The following is an 18,122-nucleotide window of genomic DNA, read 5'->3' as shown; positions in this document are numbered from 1 at the left end:
CTGATGTTGGGTTCCACTACAGTCACAGCAAAACCCCCTGATGTTGGGTTCCACTACAGTCACAGCAAAACCCCCTGATGTTGGGTTCCACTGCGTTACACCCAACCTACTTAAAATAGATGGCTGTATCATGGCCTGAGTTCCTGGTATAATATTCGTCTACTGGTGATTAGATGGCACAAATCCCTGAGATTCCACGAGTCCCTTCCACTGAGCATTAGAAATCTGTCGATAGTAATGTAGTAATAGCGATCGCCCTGAGCCGAAATAAATTAAATTAACAATTATTCCCATTCAGCCATCAGCTCATCCCTCCCCAAATCGATAATTAATATGCCCCCTTTTTTATGAAAATAGTAGCTCTCCGAATTAAAAACTATCGCGCCTTTGAATCCTTAGAAATTAAAGATATTCCCCCCTTCTGCGTCATCATTGGAGCCAACTGCACCGGCAAATCAACCCTCTTCGATATCTTTGGCTTTCTGCGTGATGCTCTCCAAAATAATATTCGGCAAGCCCTGCAAGTTAGAGGCGGATTTAACGAAGTAGTTACCAGAGGAAAAAGCCACGAAAATATTGAAATAGAATTAAAATTCCGCATGGAAATATCCAACACAGAACGCCTGGTTACCTATATTTTGATTGTCGGTCAAGAGAAAAGAAGACCCATCATCTATCGAGAAATTCTCCGCTATAAACGTGGTGAACATGGTAAACCATTTCACTTTCTGGAATTTCAAAAAGGTCAGGGATATGCTATTATCAACGAAGAAGACTTTAGCCAACCTGATGAACACCTAAAACGGGAAGAACAAAAACTTGAATCCAGCGATATTTTAGCCATTAAAGGATTAGGACAATTTCAAAGATTCAAAGCCGCCAGTGCCTTCCGTTCACTTATCGAAAACTGGCACGTTTCCGATTTTCATATTAGCGAAGCCAGAGGCAGCAAGGATGCTATGCCGAACACCTCTCCCCCACAGGCGATAATATGGCAGTCGTTGCCCAATATATCTATCAAGAACACCCGGAAATATTTGACGAAATTATCCAGAGAATGCAGCAAAGAGTCCCAGGAATTTCTAAGGTAGAAGCTCAAGAAACGCCAGATGGTAGATTAATCCTTAAATTTCAAGACCAAGCCTTTAAAGATCCTTTTATCGATCGCTATGTTTCCGATGGAACCATGAAAATGTTTGCTTATCTAATCCTCCTGTTTGACCCTAAACCTCACCCTTTACTCTGTGTCGAAGAACCAGAAAATCAACTCTATCCGAGTCTTTTATATGAACTGGCTGAAGAATTTGCCAGCTATGCTGCTAGAGGCGGACAGGTCTTTGTATCTACCCACTCTCCAGACTTTCTCAATGCTGTTCCCCTGGACAGTATTTTCTGGCTCACCAAAGAACAAGGAATCACCAAAATCTCAAAAGCCAGCCAAGATAAAAGCCTGATTAATCTCGTCAACGCCGGAGACTTACCTGGGTATCTGTGGCGTGAAGGCTGGTTGACTAGCTAGTTACTAGGTTCTTTAGCGGAAATAGTTTCGAGGTGAGGAGATGGAATCGGAACTTCCTCGACGACAGGATGCTTATCGAGGGTGAGATCGGTTTGTTGAGAACCGGATAAACGTTTAAGTAGTTTAGGTTTAGGGTCATGGAGTAAGTAAATAATACGATCGCCTGCTTGCCAAGTTTCCGCCACTGGGACTACCATTAGCTGTTCTTGACGCAACAGTAATAGAGGGAGAAACTCCCCTGACCGAATCATCGCTTGTAAATGCGATCGCTGAAACTCCAGTCCCGGTTGTCTCAGCAAAGTTTCCCCCAACTTCACCTCACGGTCTTGGACATATTGACTCCACTGTTTAAGGGGAAACTCTGGAATAAAAGCCTGTTGTACCTTCTCTTTACCATTACTGTTAGCCGTTTTCTTTTGGGGTTCTTGGGGAAAAATCGCCAACACACGGGGAGGCTGGAACTCTTCCGCCGCCCGTTGTGCTAAAACTAGATTCACCTCACCATTGCTAGTCATAGCCAGGAAAGTCCCCATAGACTCAAGTCCCGCCTCTTCCAAGACATTAGGATCAAGGGCGCTACTCTGATAAACACGCAACCCTTCATCCTTAGCCTGTTCGCAAGCCTCTGGGTCAGTATCAATAATCACCACGGACTCATTGCGTTCTTGGAACATTTGTCCAATCAGGCGGCTGATAGGATTTGAACCGACAATTACGGCTCCGGTAGCTGTAGATGATGTAACTCTTAATAGTTGAGCCACATATTTAGCCGTTAGTCCTTGGGTGACAACAGTCATAATAATCGTCAGGAAAACCAAAGCCTTAATGGAGTCTCCCCCATTCATTCCCCGTTGAGTCAACAGAATCGCAAATAGGGAAGACACAGAGGCTGATACAATTCCCCTAGGTCCTATCCAAGCAATAAAAAACTTTTGTCGCCAGTTAAGTTTACTCGATAGGGTACAAATCAAAACGTTAATGGGACGGACAATAAACATCAGAGCGAGTACAGTTAACACACTCCCCCACCCCAAGGCGACAATACTTTCTAAAGACAGATCCGCGGCTAACAGAATAAACAGCACGGACACACATAACATGGTCAGTTGTCCCTTAAAGCGGCGCAGTTGACGCATTTCTGGAACCCCGACAGAACGCACCACCATACCGGCGACAACTGCAGTCATTAGCCCCGATTCACTACTGACCAATTCAGCAGCATCATAGAGTCCCCACAGAGCAGCTAAGACGACTAAACTGGTGAGATCCTCAGACATAAACTTAGCTTGTTTGAGACTCCACCCCATTAATGCACCACCGACGACCCCGATAGTGGCACCAATTCCTAGACGAGTGATTAATTCCCGGAACAACTCCACGGGGTCAGCACTACCACTGAGAACTACATTAAGCACTAAGACGGCGAGAATAGCACCAATGGGATCGATTAGCACTCCTTCCCCTTCCAAAATCGCGGCTACGGGTCGATCCACAGAAACCTGTTTGAGTAGGGGACCAACTACAGTAGGTCCGGTCACAACGACTAAGGACGCATACAGAAAGGCGATCGGCCAGGGAAATTCCCCTAGCCAATGAGCAGCCATACCACCACCGACCAAGGTGATCAATGTTCCGGCTGTTACTAAGTTACGGATACTTCCCGAAACAGCCCCTAAAGCTCTCAGTTCTAGACTTAATCCCCCTTCAAACAGAATTAGGGCTACCGAAAGGGAGACAATGACTTCTAAGCCATCGCCGAGTAAGTTGGGATGGACTAGCCCTAAAATATCATTGCCTACTAGGATACCGAATATCAGTAGAAAGACAATGGCAGGAACTTTCAGGTAGTCCGCTAAAACTTGAGCACCGATACCACTAATGATGGTTATGACCATCAGCATGGTGATCTCAAAGGATGTGTCCATAAGGGTTACTGTCGCACGCTCAAAATATCTTTCTTAACTTGATATCAGACCCGCCATGAAACAGAGGAGGATTCCATCTGCTCCAACAAATCAAAAATTGATTATTGTTGAACTTCTGGCGGGGTAACTACTTGGGGTAGATAGTGGGAACTGGGAACAGTGAGGTTAATCTTAACCTATCCTAGATTTGGCGATCGCCTTACCCCCTATATAGCAGTTTATCGAGAACTGGGTCTACGCCATAATCTGGCAAACTCTACCATGGTAGGGGCGGGAATTTGCGTTTGTAGCCATTCGATCGCCTCTTTTTGGGTAGCAGTCCCCTTGTAGAATTGACAGACATCGAGTAACCGAATATCAACCACTACTTCCGGGGTGGCGTTCCATTTCTGTTCAAATTCCAGCAAGATAGTCGCTGGAATTTCCCGCTGTAACCACCGCAGAGCTTGATTTTGGTTCGGCAGATCCCGATAATAACGGCACACATCTATAATTCTAATCGACTGGGTTTGGGGAATAGCCTGATTTCTCCACAAACGCGCAAACTCTAATAAGGTCTCCGATGGGATTCTCTCCTGTAACCAGACTAAGGCTTTATCTTCCGTCGCAGAACCACGATAGATCCTACAGATATCAATTAGTTCTAAGGTTGGTGTCGGTGCGGGTGCGGGTGCGGGTGCGGGTGCGGGTGCGGGTGCGGGTTCCGGTGCGGGTTCCGGTGCGGGTTCCGGTGCGGGTGCGGGTGTCGGTTCTGGTGTCGGTTCGGCTTCTACCCTTGGTGGGACGAAGTTTTCCACTTGACCCATTAATGCAGTCCAGGTTTTTAAGCCAGCTACCCCATTTTTTTCTTTAATGCCTTTGTTATCCTGAAAACTGATGACAGCCCTTTCGGTTCCCGCGCCAAAAATGCCGTCAATTACTCCGGGTTCAAAGCCGCGTTTTTTCAGCATTGTCTGCATCAATTCTACTTTCGGTCCCCGTTCCCCTCTGCGGATACTCTCAAAGATGTTTATATCTACCCCGCCTCGGATACCATCAACTTGACCGCGATCTGTATATTGCCAAAATACCCAGGTTTTCCATTTTCCTGGTATGGCTGGTTTTTCGGCTTGGGTATAGTGGGCGATCCATAGGGGATATTCCGAAAAGCGATCGGTGTTCAGTTGTTGCCAAAATCCTGGATAGGTGTAAATTATCGGTTGATATCCGGTGGCTGCTTCGATCGCTTCTAGCCACACAGCAGCGCGATCGCATATTGTTTTGGAATCTAGCCCGTCCGTGGTTTCAATATCTAACACCGGGGGTAAATCTCCCGGTTCCAGGGGAACAGTTCTCAGGAAGTTATCGATTTGTCCTTGAATATTGCTGGCCGGCCTAAAAAAGTGATATGCTCCCCTAATTAAGCCGTTGGCTTTGGTTGCTTTCCAATAGGGAGCAAAAACATCCGCCACAAAGGTGGCTCCCTCCGTTGATTTAATTACAGCAAACTCCATACCGGAATTAGCCACTGCTTTCCAGTCAACGTTGGGTTGGTAGTCTGAAACATCTATACCGCGTATACTCATGGGTTTGACATTTAACAATAATATTTTGATCGGGTATTGGCGAAAATTCGGATCAGCTCATCAAATCGCTATCGGGCCAGTAAATTTAGCCATTGACTCCAGTTTCGCACTTTGACTATCATACTTCTGAGTTCCGTTGATTAACAGTTATGTTAGCCGATCGCTATTTTTTCCGCCGTCCAGTGGCGATCGCTTGATGTATAAACTTTAATATCCCCTAATCCAGCTTGGTTTACCATCTCCTGCACTTCTTCTAAGGTAAATGCCGCCTGTAGGGAATCTCGGAATAGTTGTTTTTGATGCTGGTTACAGTCCCCTGCATATTCCTCTACTAGGCGATCGCGATCGGCTTCATTTTGCGGTCGCTGTAAGTCCCGCAGGAAAATCCCTCCCCCCGGTTTTAATACTCGTTTTACCTCACACAAAAAAGGTAAAGGGTCCCCTAGATGATGCACTATACTATTGGAAATTACTAAATCAAACTGACCGTCAATATATGGCAACTTTTTGGCATCCACTAAGGCTAATTCCACTTGATTACTCACTGCCGCAGCCTTGATATTACTCTCCCCTATTTTCAGCATATTTTCGGATAAGTCAATCCCGATAATTTGCCATCCTGGCTTGTGTTGGGCTATCAAAATCGGGATGCGTGCTGTTCCCGTTCCCGCATCTAATACCATCCCTTTTGATTTGGGTAAAACGGCGATCGCCTGTTCCGCAAAAGCTCTATTCACCTCTACAAAGTCCATAGAGTCATACTCTACAGCCTCCGACCAACTATCCATTACTTCCGGTTCTAACACTCGTTTCATTTAGATTCCTTTACCCATAAACTTTGACAAAAAATCATTTATTAACCTTAAATTATTATTGATGAATTATTGATTGTCAAGTCCTGAACCCTCCTCGGATGATTTTAGGAAACTTGCCTTAAACAAAGTCCTGATGGTTTATAATGAAAGATTGTATAATTTCCCCCTACCATATTGAAAATGGTTGAAAATTTAGTGATTATCGGTTCTGGTCCCGCTGGATACACTGCCGCTATCTATGCAGGACGCGCTAACCTCAAACCCATTGTATTTGAAGGATATCATAAGGGTGGGGTTCCCGGTGGACAATTAATGACCACCACAGAAGTAGAAAACTTCCCCGGTTTTCCTGATGGTATCACCGGACCGCAATTAATGGATCGCATGAAAGCACAAGCCGCGCGCTGGGGGGCTGAATTAATTACCGAAGACGTGATTAAAGTGGATCTCAGTCAAAGACCCTTTACCCTCACTTCCCCAGAGCGGGAAATCTCTACCCATAGTATTATTATTGCTACGGGAGCTACTGCTAAACGCCTAAACCTACCAGGGGAAGAAATTTTCTGGAGTAATGGCATTTCCGCCTGTGCTATTTGTGATGGCGCTAGTCCCCTATTTAAAGGAGTGGAATTAGCCGTTATCGGTGGCGGCGACTCAGCCGCAGAGGAAGCGGTTTATTTAACTAAATATGGCAGTCATGTACATCTTTTGGTGCGTCGAGATGAGTTGCGTGCTAGTAAAGCTATGCAGCAGCGGGTTTTACAAAACCCCCAAATAACCGTTCATTGGAATACCCAGGCATTTAAAGTATTTGGCAATGGTAAACTTGGGGGAATTGTCGTCAAAAATAATCGCACCAACCAGGAAAGTGAATTGCGGGTTAATGGTTTATTTTATGCCATTGGTCATACTCCCAACACTGATATTTTTGAGGGACAGTTAGAACTGGATGCTGTCGGTTATATTGTCACTAAAAATAATGGCGTAGAAACCAGCGTTGAGGGTGTTTATGCCGTTGGAGATGTTCAAGATCATGAATTTCGTCAAGCGGTGACAGCGGCGGGTAGTGGCTGCATGGGGGCGATGTTGGCAGAACGATGGTTATCCTCTCATAATTTGGCTCGGGAATTTGCACAAACTCAATCATCATCAGAGACAACAGCCACTCACCCAGAAACTGAGGCCGCAGACACTGAGGAAACTTACGATATCAATAAAACTAAGCATAAAGGAAGTTATGCCCTGCGGAAACTCTACCATGAGAGCGATCGCCTAATTATGGTTAAATATGTATCCCCCACCTGCGGCCCCTGTCACAGCCTCAAACCGATTTTAAATAAATTGGTCGATGAGTTTGATGGTGAAATCCACTTTGTCGAAATTGATATAGAACAGGACCCGGAAATTGCACAAAATGCCGGAGTGATGGGAACTCCAACTATTCAGTTTTTTAAACATAAGGAGTTAGTCAGAGAAATGAAGGGGGTTAAACAAAAAAGTCAGTATCGAGATGTCATTCAAAGTAATTTATAGTTATCCTTTCGGTATGTTAGCTGTTAACTGAACAATGACTTCCACTAAATCTCGATTGGCTCGATTTTGGACCCGCGCGGGTTCCCCTAGTGTTTCCAGTTGGATGATGACAATTGGTTTTGTGATCACAACTGTTTTTGTGGCGATCGCTATTTTCTCCCCAGTATTAGAAAGTTGGGGATGGATACAGAGTCCCACCGAATTTCTCGCCAACCCCATTCATCAACCCCCCGGACTCAAGCACTGGTTTGGAACCAATCGCCAGGGGTATGATATCTTTTCTCGTACCCTATTCGGCACTCAAGCAGCCTGGAAGGTGGTACTGTTAGCAACAGTATTAAGTTTATGTATCGGCGTTCCTCTGGGGCTTCTGAGTGGCTATCAGGGCGGGAAAATAGATCGTTGCTTGTTGTTTTTGATGGATACCATCTACACCTTACCGGGACTGCTGCTATCCATTACCTTAGCCTTTGTCGTTGGTCGTGGGGTGTTTAATGCAGCCTTAGCCCTTAGTATTGCCTATATCCCCCAGTATTATCGGGTAGTTCGTAACCATACCACCAGCGTCAAAACCGAATTATTTGTCGAAGCCGCCCAAGCCATGGGGGCTGATACTTGGACAGTGCTTTCTCGCTACCTGTTCTTAAATGTAATTCAGAGTGTCCCGGTTTTGTTAACTCTGAATGCAGCCGATGCGATCCTGATTTTAGGAGGATTAGGATTTTTAGGCTTAGGGCTACCACCAGAAACTCCTGAATGGGGCCATGATTTACGCCTAGCCTTAGAAGCGCTTCCCACTGGGATTTGGTGGAGTACATTGTTTCCCGGATTAGCCCTTACCATCATGGTAGTGGGGCTATCTTTGTTAGGAGAGGGAATTAGTGAGTGGATAAATCCTAAGACCCGAAATCAAAGTTAAACCCAGAAAATGATTAATAAATCAACAATTGACCACCAAATATTAAGAGATGACAGCAAAAACTTAATGTGATTTAACATTTTATGGGATTCCATTTTTTCAAATTTGAGCTACCTTAACAGAAAAGGCTGACGCAATCTGAGAACTCAATGATCACGTTTACCGTGGAAGTCTTTATTGAACTGGAGTTCTCCGATTCGTCTGGTTTCAGTTTTTTGAGCAGATCCCTTGGCTCAAGACCAAACCCAGCAACTTAGCCTCTATATGATGCAAGTTGGCATTAGTCCTGTGAAAGCGGGAAAACTGAGGATATCCTGTATTCGACAACCCAGTTGGCCGGTTTGAGAATACCCAGTCTTGAAAATTCTCTATTGAGGACAGACCAAGGGATTGAGACCTGAAGTAGCGCCAGCTATGGAATCACCGAGATGGTGCTGACCAGATATGTATTTCAATTCTGAATTAAACTCCTCGAAGTTTCTCCGCGAGGTTTGGGATGAAAATTAAAATAGGATTGCTCAATTAACCTAACCCCCATAGTCTCTTATATGGGCTAACATAGATTGGGAAAGCGATTCATAAATCACTTAATGAATTGTACCTACCATACTTATTGTGTTCCTTGACACGCTAGGGGTAGGGTAAGCCAGAATGAATCGATGGCAGTAGTAGTCAAACTCCCTTGGTCTCCAATGCTGTTGCTAATGGGACTGAGTTGGCTGTTGTAGTTCACCCGGTCAGGGCCGACCCTGGTCAATGAAACCTGAGATATTTTATCTATATGGTTTGAGCAACTTTTGTCACCCGTAGCTGATTGGCGGTGTCGGAATTAAATCATCAATAGTTTATGATGATCAAGCCGATGTTACAGTCAGACCCAGTGGGTAATTGGCTAAACTGTCATAAGACAGATATATTCTGTCTCTCGTGATGGATTCTTGAATTGAGGAGCATGAGGAACGCGGCATGATCCAAATAAAAGACGGACTCGCAACCACCATTGAGCCTGAAATGGAAACAATTGAATTATCTGACCGGAAATCTGATCCAGATTTAGTTGAACATTTGTTTGAAAACGGAGAATCTCTCCAACAAGAAGAATTAGAGGAGTCTGAATCTGACACAGAACTAGCTAAAGCTGGGAAAGCCGGGAAATCTCGGCGACGTGCCCAGACTAAAAAAAAGCACTATACAGAGGATTCGATTCGACTGTATCTTCAGGAAATTGGTCGGATTCGCTTACTGCGAGCCGATGAGGAAATTGAACTGGCTCGTAAAATTGCCGATTTGCTGGAGTTGGAGCGAATACGAGAAAAGCTAATAGAGCATTATCATCGCGAACCTAACGAAAAGGAATGGGCAAATGCGGTTGATATGAGGCTACCAGAATTCCGCCGTCGCCTATTTCTGGGCAGACGAGCTAAGGATAAAATGGTTCAGTCTAACTTGAGGTTGGTGGTTTCCATTGCTAAAAAGTACATGAATCGGGGTTTGTCGTTTCAAGACTTAATTCAAGAGGGAAGCCTAGGGTTAATCCGGGCGGCGGAAAAATTCGATCACGAGAAAGGCTATAAGTTCAGTACCTATGCGACTTGGTGGATTCGTCAGGCTATTACTCGGGCGATCGCTGATCAGTCTCGGACGATAAGACTTCCAGTTCACCTGTATGAAACTATCTCTCGGATCAAAAAGACTACTAAACTCCTATCTCAGGAAATGGGTCGTAAACCGACGGAGGAAGAAATCGCTACCCGGATGGAAATGACCATCGAGAAGTTAAGATTTATTGCGAAATCCGCTCAACTACCTATTTCTCTGGAAACTCCCATTGGTAAAGAAGAAGATTCTCGCTTGGGAGACTTTATTGAGTCTGATGGAGAAACCCCAGAAGATCAGGTTTCTAAGAATTTGCTACGGGAAGACCTCGAAAGTGTATTAGATACTCTCAGCCCCAGGGAACGAGATGTTTTGCGACTACGCTATGGACTCGATGACGGACGGATGAAAACCCTAGAAGAAATAGGGCAGATATTCAACGTGACTCGGGAGCGCATTCGCCAGATAGAAGCTAAGGCTTTACGAAAGTTACGTCACCCCAACCGCAATAGTATTCTCAAAGAGTATATTCGCTAGGGGATACCTACAGCCTGAACCATAATTTGGTCTTATATCACCCAGAGAACAGCTTTCTGGGTGTTCTTTTAGTTTTGTAAGTAAGATGAAGAAAAATTAAATTTGTCGGGAATTAGAGCCGGATGTTTTCTCATAAATTTTAAGTTATTTAAATAAAGTTATAGATTTGTGTAAACAGTTGGCTGAAGGGGAAATTAATTGATAATAGATGGTTTTTCAGAGGTAGGATGATTAGATGTAAACATTTAATTTTATGAAAAACATCAATTTGTTATGGGAATCGCCACCATCAACCCAGCCACGGGAGAAGTGGTCAAAACCTTTGAATCCCTGACTGACTCGGAGATAGAAGCCTGTCTGGAATCAGCAGAGCAAGCCTTTACCCGTTACCGCTATCTGCCTTTTGACAAAAAAGCTGAATGGATGAACCGAGCGGCGGAGATTTTGGAGCGAGATGCACAGAGATTTGCTCAAATCATGACATTGGAGATGGGAAAACCTATCAAAGATGCGATCGCCGAAGCGAAAAAAAGCGCCTTGGTTTGTCGGTTTTATGGGGAAAACGCGCCTCAGTTTCTGGCTGATGTTCCGGCTGCCAGTGATGCGACTCGGAGTTTCGTGCGCTATCAACCCCTAGGAGCCATTTTAGCGGTCATGCCTTGGAATTTCCCATTTTGGCAGGTGTTCCGCTTTGCGGCTCCGGCTTTAATGGCGGGAAATGTGGGGTTGCTCAAACACGCCTCTAACGTGCCTCAATGTGCTTTAGCTATTGCCGAAATCTTCAAAGCGGCTGGGTTTCCCCCTGGAGTTTTCCAAACCCTCCTAGTGGGAGCAGACAAAGTAGCTCAAATTGTGGCTGACCCGCGCGTTAAAGCGGCCACCCTGACAGGAAGTGAACCGGCTGGAGCTAGTTTAGCTTCGGAAGCTGGTAAAAATCTCAAAAAAACAGTGCTAGAATTAGGAGGCAGCGATCCATTTATTGTGCTAGAAAGTGCCGATCTAGAAGCAGCAGTACAAACGGCGGTGACAGCTAGAATGCTGAATAACGGTCAGTCTTGTATTGCGGCCAAGCGGTTTATTCTTGCCGATCGCATCGCCGGAGAATTTGAAAAAAAACTGGTCGCCAAATTTAAGGCGTTGAAAGTGGGAGACCCAATGCTCCCAGATACAGAAGTAGGTCCCCTGGCTACGCCGGGAATTCTCAAGGATATTGACGAACAAGTGCAAACTTGCCTAGCAGCAGGAGCGATCGCGCTCACTGGCGGTCATCGACTCTCTGAGCGTCCGGGAAACTTCTATGCGCCTACTATTTTAGCTTCCATCCCCCCCGGAACACCTGCTGATCAGGAGGAATTTTTTGGACCTGTGGCGCTCTTATTTAGGGTGAAAAGCCTAGATGAGGCGATCGCATTAGCGAATAGCACATCTTTTGGTCTGGGTGCAAGTGCATGGACTACAGACACTGCCGAACAGGATCGTTTAACTTTAGAACTAGAAGCCGGAGCCGTGTTTATTAACGGTTTGGTCAAATCCGATCCGCGCTTGCCCTTTGGTGGCATTAAACGCTCTGGCTACGGACGAGAGTTAAGCATCCAAGGCATTCATGAGTTTGTCAATGTGAAAACGGTCTGGATTAAATAACTCCGACTCCAAATAAGGGGTAAAAATTACCTGGTTAATTGTTGATATATGACATTTTTACTGGGGGATTTTGCGCCTATATTTGACCCTAAAAACTGCGGAAATTATGCGGATAATTATCCGGTTGTTTTAATCTATTTGTATGGTTGAAAAATTGCCCAATGAATACAGCCGAACTTTTGGTAAAATGCCTCGAAAATGAAGGGGTTAAATATGTCTTCGGACTACCGGGAGAAGAGAATATGGAAGTTCTCGAATCCCTGAAAGATTCTTCTATCCAATTTATCACCACCCGCCATGAACAAGGTGCTGCATTTATGGCAGATGTCTACGGACGTTTGACCGGAAAAGCAGGGGTTTGTTTATCTACCTTGGGACCTGGTGCTACTAACCTAATGACAGGGGTCGCAGATGCTAACCTTGATGGCGCTCCCTTGGTGGCAATTACGGGTCAGGTGGGTACAGACAGAATGCACATTGAATCCCATCAATACCTGGATTTGGTGGCAATGTTTTCCCCTGTAACTAAGTGGAATGCTCAAATTGTCCGACCTAGCATTACCCCGGAAATTGTCCGTAAGGCTTTTAAATTAGCCCAAACGGAAAAACCCGGTGCGGTTCATATTGATTTACCGGAAAATATTGCTAGTATGGCTGTGGAAGGGCAGCCGCTAAATCGCGATCGCCGCGAAAAAATTTATTGTGCTTATCAAAGCATGAATGAAGCAGCCAGCGCTATCTCTAAAGCTGTTAATCCCCTTATCCTAGTAGGTAATGGAGCTTTGAGAGCTAATGCTAGTGAGGCGGTGACTGAATTTGCTACCCAACTAAATATTCCTGTAGCTAATACTTTTATGGGTAAGGGGGCGATTCCTTATACCCATCCTTTATCTCTGTGGACTACAGGACTTCAGCAGCGCGATTTCATTAGTTGCGCTTTTGATAAAGCTGATTTGGTGATTGCCATTGGCTATGATTTGATTGAATATTCCCCGAAAAAATGGAATCCTAAAGGCACAATTCCGATTATTCATGTGGGGGCTAATGCCGCGGAAATCGATAGCAGTTATATTCCTATTGCCGAAATTGTTGGGGATATTTCAGATTCTCTTCATGAGATTCTGCGTCGGTCTGACCGCACTGGTAAACCTGACCCCTATGGGGTAAAACTGCGCTCAGAGATTCGCCAAGATTATGAACGCTATGCTAATGATGATGGTTTCCCCATTAAACCTCAAAAAATTATCTATGATTTGCGGCAGGTGATGGGACCGGAAGATATCGTGATTTCTGATGTCGGGGCCCATAAAATGTGGATGGCAAGACATTACCACTGCGATCGCCCTAATACTTGTTTGATTTCCAATGGTTTTGCGGCTATGGGAATTGCTATTCCTGGGGCGATCGCCGCTAAATTTGTCAATCCTGAATTAAAAGTAGTGGCTGTTACTGGAGATGGCGGTTTTATGATGAACTGTCAGGAATTAGAAACCGCCCTGCGAGTTGGTACACCTTTTGTCACCCTGATTTTTAATGATGGTGGCTATGGTTTGATTGAATGGAAACAAGAAGACCAGTTTGGCTCGTCCTCGTTTATTAAATTCGGTAATCCTGATTTTGTCAAGTTTGCTGAAAGTATGGGATTGAAAGGATACCGGGTTCAGGCGGCGACTGATTTGGTTCCTATTCTTAAAGAAGCACTGGCTTCGGAAGTTCCTGTGGTGATTGATTGTCCCGTAGACTATCGGGAAAATGCCCGCTTTAGCCAACGGGCTGGCGGTTTGTGCTGTCCTATTTAACTATTGATTTGATTTCACCACCAACCCGCTGAGACTTTCTGATTTTCTCAGATTTGCATTTCTCAGACCCAGCGATCGCCTTTGGTCGCTGGGTACTCCCTTTCTGGGAGAGGGCTTGGGGGCGAGGGCTTATTTGTCGGTTGATTCAGGATTGCTATCAATAGCCTGATACAATTGTGGTCATGTAGGATGTGCAGTGGGTGAGATTCTAAGTATGAAGTTTGTAACCCTAAAAAATGGACAATTGGGGACTTTAGTTGCTCAGACTGTTGTGGACTTAGTTAAAGCTAGTCAGATTTTGGATGAGTCCTTAACTACTCAGACTTTATTAGAATTAGTAGAAGCTGGAGAAACTGCCCTTCAGGCGGTTGGGGATTTGACCGAGATCGCTTTCGCGGCAAAAATTGCCTGTGCGCCGTTGACAGATACTCAAATTCTCGCGCCTTTTCCTCATCCTAAACGCAATATTTTTTGTTTGGGTAAAAACTATTTAGATCATGCTAAAGAAATGCTGGGTAGAGTTGACCAGGACGATAAACTACCCACCCAAATGATTATTTTTACTAAAGCTACCACTACGGCGATCGCTACCGGTGACATAATTCCTAGCTATAGCCATTTAACCTCGAAATTAGACTATGAGGCAGAATTGGCGATTATTATTGGTAAAAAAGGCAGTAATATTTTACCGGAAAATGCCTGGGATTATGTATTCGGTTATACGGCTTTAAATGATGTATCGGCTAGGGATTTGCAATCAGATCACCGCCAATGGTTTCGGGGAAAAAGCCTAGATGGTTTTGCGCCTATGGGTCCGGTAGTGGTGCATCGTTCGATTATGCCACCCCCGGCAAATATTGAGATTTGCTGTTGGGTGAATGGGGAAAAAAGACAACAAGCTAAGTTTGATCAAGTTATCTTTGATGTCCCCGCAATTATATCTACTCTGTCGGCGGGAATGACTCTATTACCAGGAGATATTATTGCGACAGGTACTCCGGCGGGGGTAGGTATGGGATTTAATCCCCCCCGTTTCCTAACTGCTGGAGATGAGGTAGTTGTGGAAGTGACAGGGGTAGGTAAATTGATTAATAAGGTAGGGTAAAATATGGGAGAAGATGATATATATAATTTACTCATATCTAGGTTTGACTTATGACTAAACCTCGTTCTGGATATACACTCCCGGTTTTTGCTTGTGCGGCGGCGATCGCAGCTTTGGAGCATCTCCAAGACCCGACCCCTAATGATAAAAATACGGTGAACGTGGATTTAATTGACCCACCAGAAACGGCGGAAATTGCGATCGAACAGGTGGCTCGTATTAGTGATCATGCCGCTTTAGGAATTACTCGTTCAGACCCAGGAGATAACTTAGATATTACTCGCCATACACCAGTTTGGGCAATAGTAGAAATAATAGGCCGTAATATTAACTCCCTAGAAACCCCCATTAAAATTGTCGGTGGTGAAGGGGTGGGAGTCCAGGAAAAAGGGGAACAGGCGGCGATTTATAAATATGCCAAATCCCTGATTTTAAGTAACCTGAAATCCCTGGTATCACTAGGCGATCGCATTCAAGTTACCATTATTTTACCAGAAGGCAAAAAACTAGCCAAACGCACATCTAACGAAGCCTTTGGAGTCATCCAAGGACTATCATTGCTGGGGACAACAGGTATATCCCAACCCCTCAGCGTCCCGGAACAGTTGGAAGTGTATCGGGAGACCCTGGAAGCCAAAGCTACCGACTTTCAGACCCTAGTATTTTGTATTGGTGAAAATGGATTCGACCTAGCCACCCATTTAGGTATTAAGCCCGAACAAATTGTCAAAACGGCTAACTGGTTGGGACCAATGCTAGTAACAGCAGGATTTGTGGAAGTTGAATCAATTTTACTATTTGGATATCACGGAAAGCTGATCAAAATGGCTGGGGGTATTTTCCACACCCATCACCACCTCGCAGACGGACGCTTAGAAATTTTAACCGCCCACTGTGCGGATATGGGATTACCAACCCCAGATCTACAGAAGGTTTTGCATTCTCCGACCACCGAAGATGCTTTATTGTACCTGCGGGAACTAAAAGGGGATTGGGTCGATCGCATATATGGTTCGATCGCCTCGGCTATTGATCATCGCGCCGCCGCCTATATCCACACCCACGCCGAAGTAAATGTCCAGGTGGGGTCAGTGTTATTTGATCGCCAACGTCAAATTATCTGCAAAAGTGCGATCGGTGATACAATTTGGCAGCAAATTTGTTATGCTGGTTAAGATAGTCTCTCAACAAATTATCAGCAAAATTCTCGCATTTTCACTCCTCCCGGTGCTACCAGAACCCACTAGCCCCATGACTCTATTAACATCTACAACCCTGAACTAAATATGACTGTGCAAACCTCAGCCCCAGAGCAAACTCGACCGACACCAATAGCCGAACCGGTTACCTCAGTTAATCGGGAAATGGTTGTCATCTTAGATTTCGGTTCCCAATACTCCGAACTGATCGCCCGTCGCATTCGGGAAACCGAAGTCTATTCCGAAGTCATTTCCTATCGCACCAGCGCCCAAAAATTAGCCGACCTGAACTTAAAAGGGATTATCTTATCCGGTGGACCTAGTTCGGTCTATGACGAAAAAGCCCCCCATTGTGACCCAGAAATTTGGAATCTGGGGGTTCCGGTGTTGGGTGTATGTTATGGAATGCAGTTAATGGTTCAACAACTGGGGGGAGGGGTAGAACGCGCTAAACTAGCCGAATATGGTAAGGCTTCCCTAACTATTGATGATCCGACCGATTTACTCACTAATGTAGAGCAAGGGTCTACCATGTGGATGAGTCATGGTGACTCCTGTACCAGACTACCAGAAGGGTTTGAGGTTCTCGCCCATACCGAGAATACACGCTGTGCAGCGATCGCTCACCATGAACGCCAACTCTATGGAGTTCAGTTTCACCCCGAAGTAGTTCACTCTATTGGTGGTCAAGCCTTAATCAGGAATTTCGTTTATCATATATGCGACTGTGAACCGACCTGGACGACAGAAACCTTTGTCGAAGAAGCTATCCGCGAGATTCGGGCTAGAGTAGGAGATAAACGGGTATTATTAGCCCTTTCTGGCGGCGTGGACTCCTCAACTCTGGCATTTTTACTCCATCAGGCGATCGGAGATCAACTTACCTGTATGTTTATTGACCAGGGGTTTATGCGGAAATATGAACCCGAAAAACTGGTAAAATTATTTGATGCTCGGTTTCATATCTCTGTTGAATACGTTAACGCCCGCGATCGCTTTCTGGAAAAACTCAAAGGAGTGACCGACCCCGAAGAAAAACGCAAACGCATTGGGGCGGAATTTATCCAGGTATTTGAAGAAGAATCAGCCCGTCTCGGACCCTTTGACTATCTCGCCCAGGGAACCCTTTATCCTGATGTCATTGAGTCAGCCGATACCAATGTTGACCCGAAAACTGGGGAAAGGGTAGCCGTGAAAATCAAAAGCCATCACAACGTTGGCGGTTTACCCAAGGACTTACGGTTCAAATTAGTTGAACCTCTCCGTAAACTGTTTAAAGATGAAGTTCGCAAAGTTGGGCGATCGATAGGTTTACCCGAAGAAATCGTCCGCCGCCACCCCTTCCCCGGTCCGGGTTTAGCCATTCGTATTCTGGGGGAAGTTACCGCCGAAAAACTGAATATTCTCCGTGATGCTGATTTTATCGTCCGTGATGAAATTCACAAATCCGGCGTTTATCATGATTTTTGGCAAGCCTTCGCCGTATTGCTTCCCGTCCGCAGTGTAGGAGTTATGGGAGATCAGCGTACTTACGCCTATCCCGTCGTGTTGCGATTTGTCTCTAGTGAAGATGGTATGACCGCCGACTGGTCGCGGGTTCCCTACGATTTACTCGAAACTATTTCTAACCGCATTGTCAATGAAGTGCGAGGGGTCAATCGGGTAGTTTACGATATCACATCTAAACCCCCAGGAACCATCGAATGGGAGTAGGATAATTAATAATTAATAATTAATAATTAATAATTAATAATTATTAGTTGTTCATCCTGTAGGGGCGGGTTCTGCTGTAAATCATCATTCCCACCGGGGTTTTGGTAAACCCGCCCCACTCCCGTCAATCATCACCCCACCCGGATAATTAATAATTAATAATTATTAGTTGTTCATCCTGTAGGGGCGGGTTCTGCTGTCAATCATCATTCCCACGGGGGTTTTGGTAAACCCGCCCCACAGCGGTAAATCATCA

Annotated in this window: 14 protein-coding genes; 10 read left to right on the top strand and 4 right to left on the bottom strand. The window is 45.1% G+C overall.

The genetic code is table 11. The features are described 5' to 3' along the window. Nucleotides 1-159: 159 nt before the first annotated feature. A complete protein-coding gene (locus P5683_RS01645; RefSeq protein ID WP_257720169.1) occupies nucleotides 160-294 on the bottom strand; it encodes a hypothetical protein in 135 nt (44 codons plus the stop codon). Nucleotides 295-347: 53 nt separating this feature from the next. Between P5683_RS01645 and P5683_RS01640 the strand changes: the two genes are divergently transcribed. Then, entirely contained in the window at nucleotides 348-1,091 is a 744-nt protein-coding gene (locus tag P5683_RS01640; protein WP_006624251.1) for an AAA family ATPase, read from the top strand. Continuing rightward, on the top strand, nucleotides 1,058-1,519 hold the full coding sequence (locus P5683_RS01635; RefSeq protein WP_006624252.1) for an AAA family ATPase: 462 nt from the start codon (nucleotides 1,058-1,060) through the stop codon (nucleotides 1,517-1,519). The genes P5683_RS01640 and P5683_RS01635 overlap by 34 nt, the downstream gene beginning before the upstream one ends. Here P5683_RS01635 and P5683_RS01630 read toward each other — a convergent pair. The 3 genes from P5683_RS01630 to P5683_RS01620 all read right to left on the bottom strand — a co-directional run bounded on the left by P5683_RS01630 (nucleotide 1,516) and on the right by P5683_RS01620 (nucleotide 5,824). Further along, complete coding sequence (locus tag P5683_RS01630) at nucleotides 1,516-3,444, bottom strand: sodium:proton antiporter (RefSeq protein ID WP_006668407.1); 1,929 nt, start codon at nucleotides 3,442-3,444, stop codon at nucleotides 1,516-1,518. The genes P5683_RS01635 and P5683_RS01630 overlap by 4 nt on opposite strands. 218 nt (nucleotides 3,445-3,662) lie before the next feature. After that, nucleotides 3,663-5,009 carry a GH25 family lysozyme gene (locus P5683_RS01625; RefSeq protein WP_046321495.1) on the bottom strand — a complete coding sequence of 449 codons (1,347 nt, stop codon included), beginning with the start codon at nucleotides 5,007-5,009 and terminating at the stop codon, nucleotides 3,663-3,665. A gap of 152 nt (nucleotides 5,010-5,161) precedes the next feature. After that, nucleotides 5,162-5,824 (bottom strand): class I SAM-dependent methyltransferase, encoded by a 663-nt coding sequence (locus P5683_RS01620; protein WP_006624255.1) that lies wholly within the window; start codon nucleotides 5,822-5,824, stop codon nucleotides 5,162-5,164. Between the two features lie 180 nt (nucleotides 5,825-6,004). Here P5683_RS01620 and trxB point away from each other — a divergent pair, with 180 nt between their 5' ends. From trxB to guaA, 8 genes are all read left to right on the top strand, one after another. Beyond that, entirely contained in the window at nucleotides 6,005-7,357 is a 1,353-nt protein-coding gene (gene trxB / locus P5683_RS01615; RefSeq protein WP_006668409.1) for a thioredoxin-disulfide reductase, read from the top strand. Nucleotides 7,358-7,391: 34 nt separating this feature from the next. Continuing rightward, nucleotides 7,392-8,276: an ABC transporter permease gene (locus tag P5683_RS01610; protein WP_006668410.1), complete on the top strand. Its 885-nt coding sequence runs from the start codon at nucleotides 7,392-7,394 to the stop codon at nucleotides 8,274-8,276. A gap of 966 nt (nucleotides 8,277-9,242) precedes the next feature. Next, complete coding sequence (gene rpoD / locus P5683_RS01605; RefSeq protein ID WP_315641906.1) at nucleotides 9,243-10,409, top strand: RNA polymerase sigma factor RpoD; 1,167 nt, start codon at nucleotides 9,243-9,245, stop codon at nucleotides 10,407-10,409. Nucleotides 10,410-10,682: 273 nt separating this feature from the next. Further along, nucleotides 10,683-12,050, top strand: a complete 1,368-nt coding sequence (locus tag P5683_RS01600) for an NAD-dependent succinate-semialdehyde dehydrogenase (protein ID WP_006624260.1) — start codon at nucleotides 10,683-10,685, stop codon at nucleotides 12,048-12,050. Between the two features lie 161 nt (nucleotides 12,051-12,211). After that, nucleotides 12,212-13,849, top strand: coding sequence for an acetolactate synthase large subunit (locus P5683_RS01595; protein WP_008052622.1), 1,638 nt, complete (start codon nucleotides 12,212-12,214; stop codon nucleotides 13,847-13,849). Between the two features lie 214 nt (nucleotides 13,850-14,063). Next, complete coding sequence (locus P5683_RS01590) at nucleotides 14,064-14,954, top strand: fumarylacetoacetate hydrolase family protein (RefSeq protein WP_006624263.1); 891 nt, start codon at nucleotides 14,064-14,066, stop codon at nucleotides 14,952-14,954. Between the two features lie 50 nt (nucleotides 14,955-15,004). After that, on the top strand, nucleotides 15,005-16,129 hold the full coding sequence (cbiD, locus tag P5683_RS01585; protein WP_006624264.1) for a cobalt-precorrin-5B (C(1))-methyltransferase CbiD: 1,125 nt from the start codon (nucleotides 15,005-15,007) through the stop codon (nucleotides 16,127-16,129). Between the two features lie 111 nt (nucleotides 16,130-16,240). Next, a complete protein-coding gene (gene guaA, locus P5683_RS01580; RefSeq protein WP_006624265.1) occupies nucleotides 16,241-17,866 on the top strand; it encodes a glutamine-hydrolyzing GMP synthase in 1,626 nt (541 codons plus the stop codon). Nucleotides 17,867-18,122: the final 256 nt, after the last annotated feature.

It is taken from the genome of Limnospira sp. PMC 1279.21, assembly GCF_032349615.1.
GTDB classification, from domain to species: Bacteria; Cyanobacteriota; Cyanobacteriia; order Cyanobacteriales; family Microcoleaceae; genus Limnospira; species Limnospira fusiformis.
Note: the sequence above shows the minus strand (reverse complement) of the source record. Positions and strands in the feature narration are given on the sequence as shown.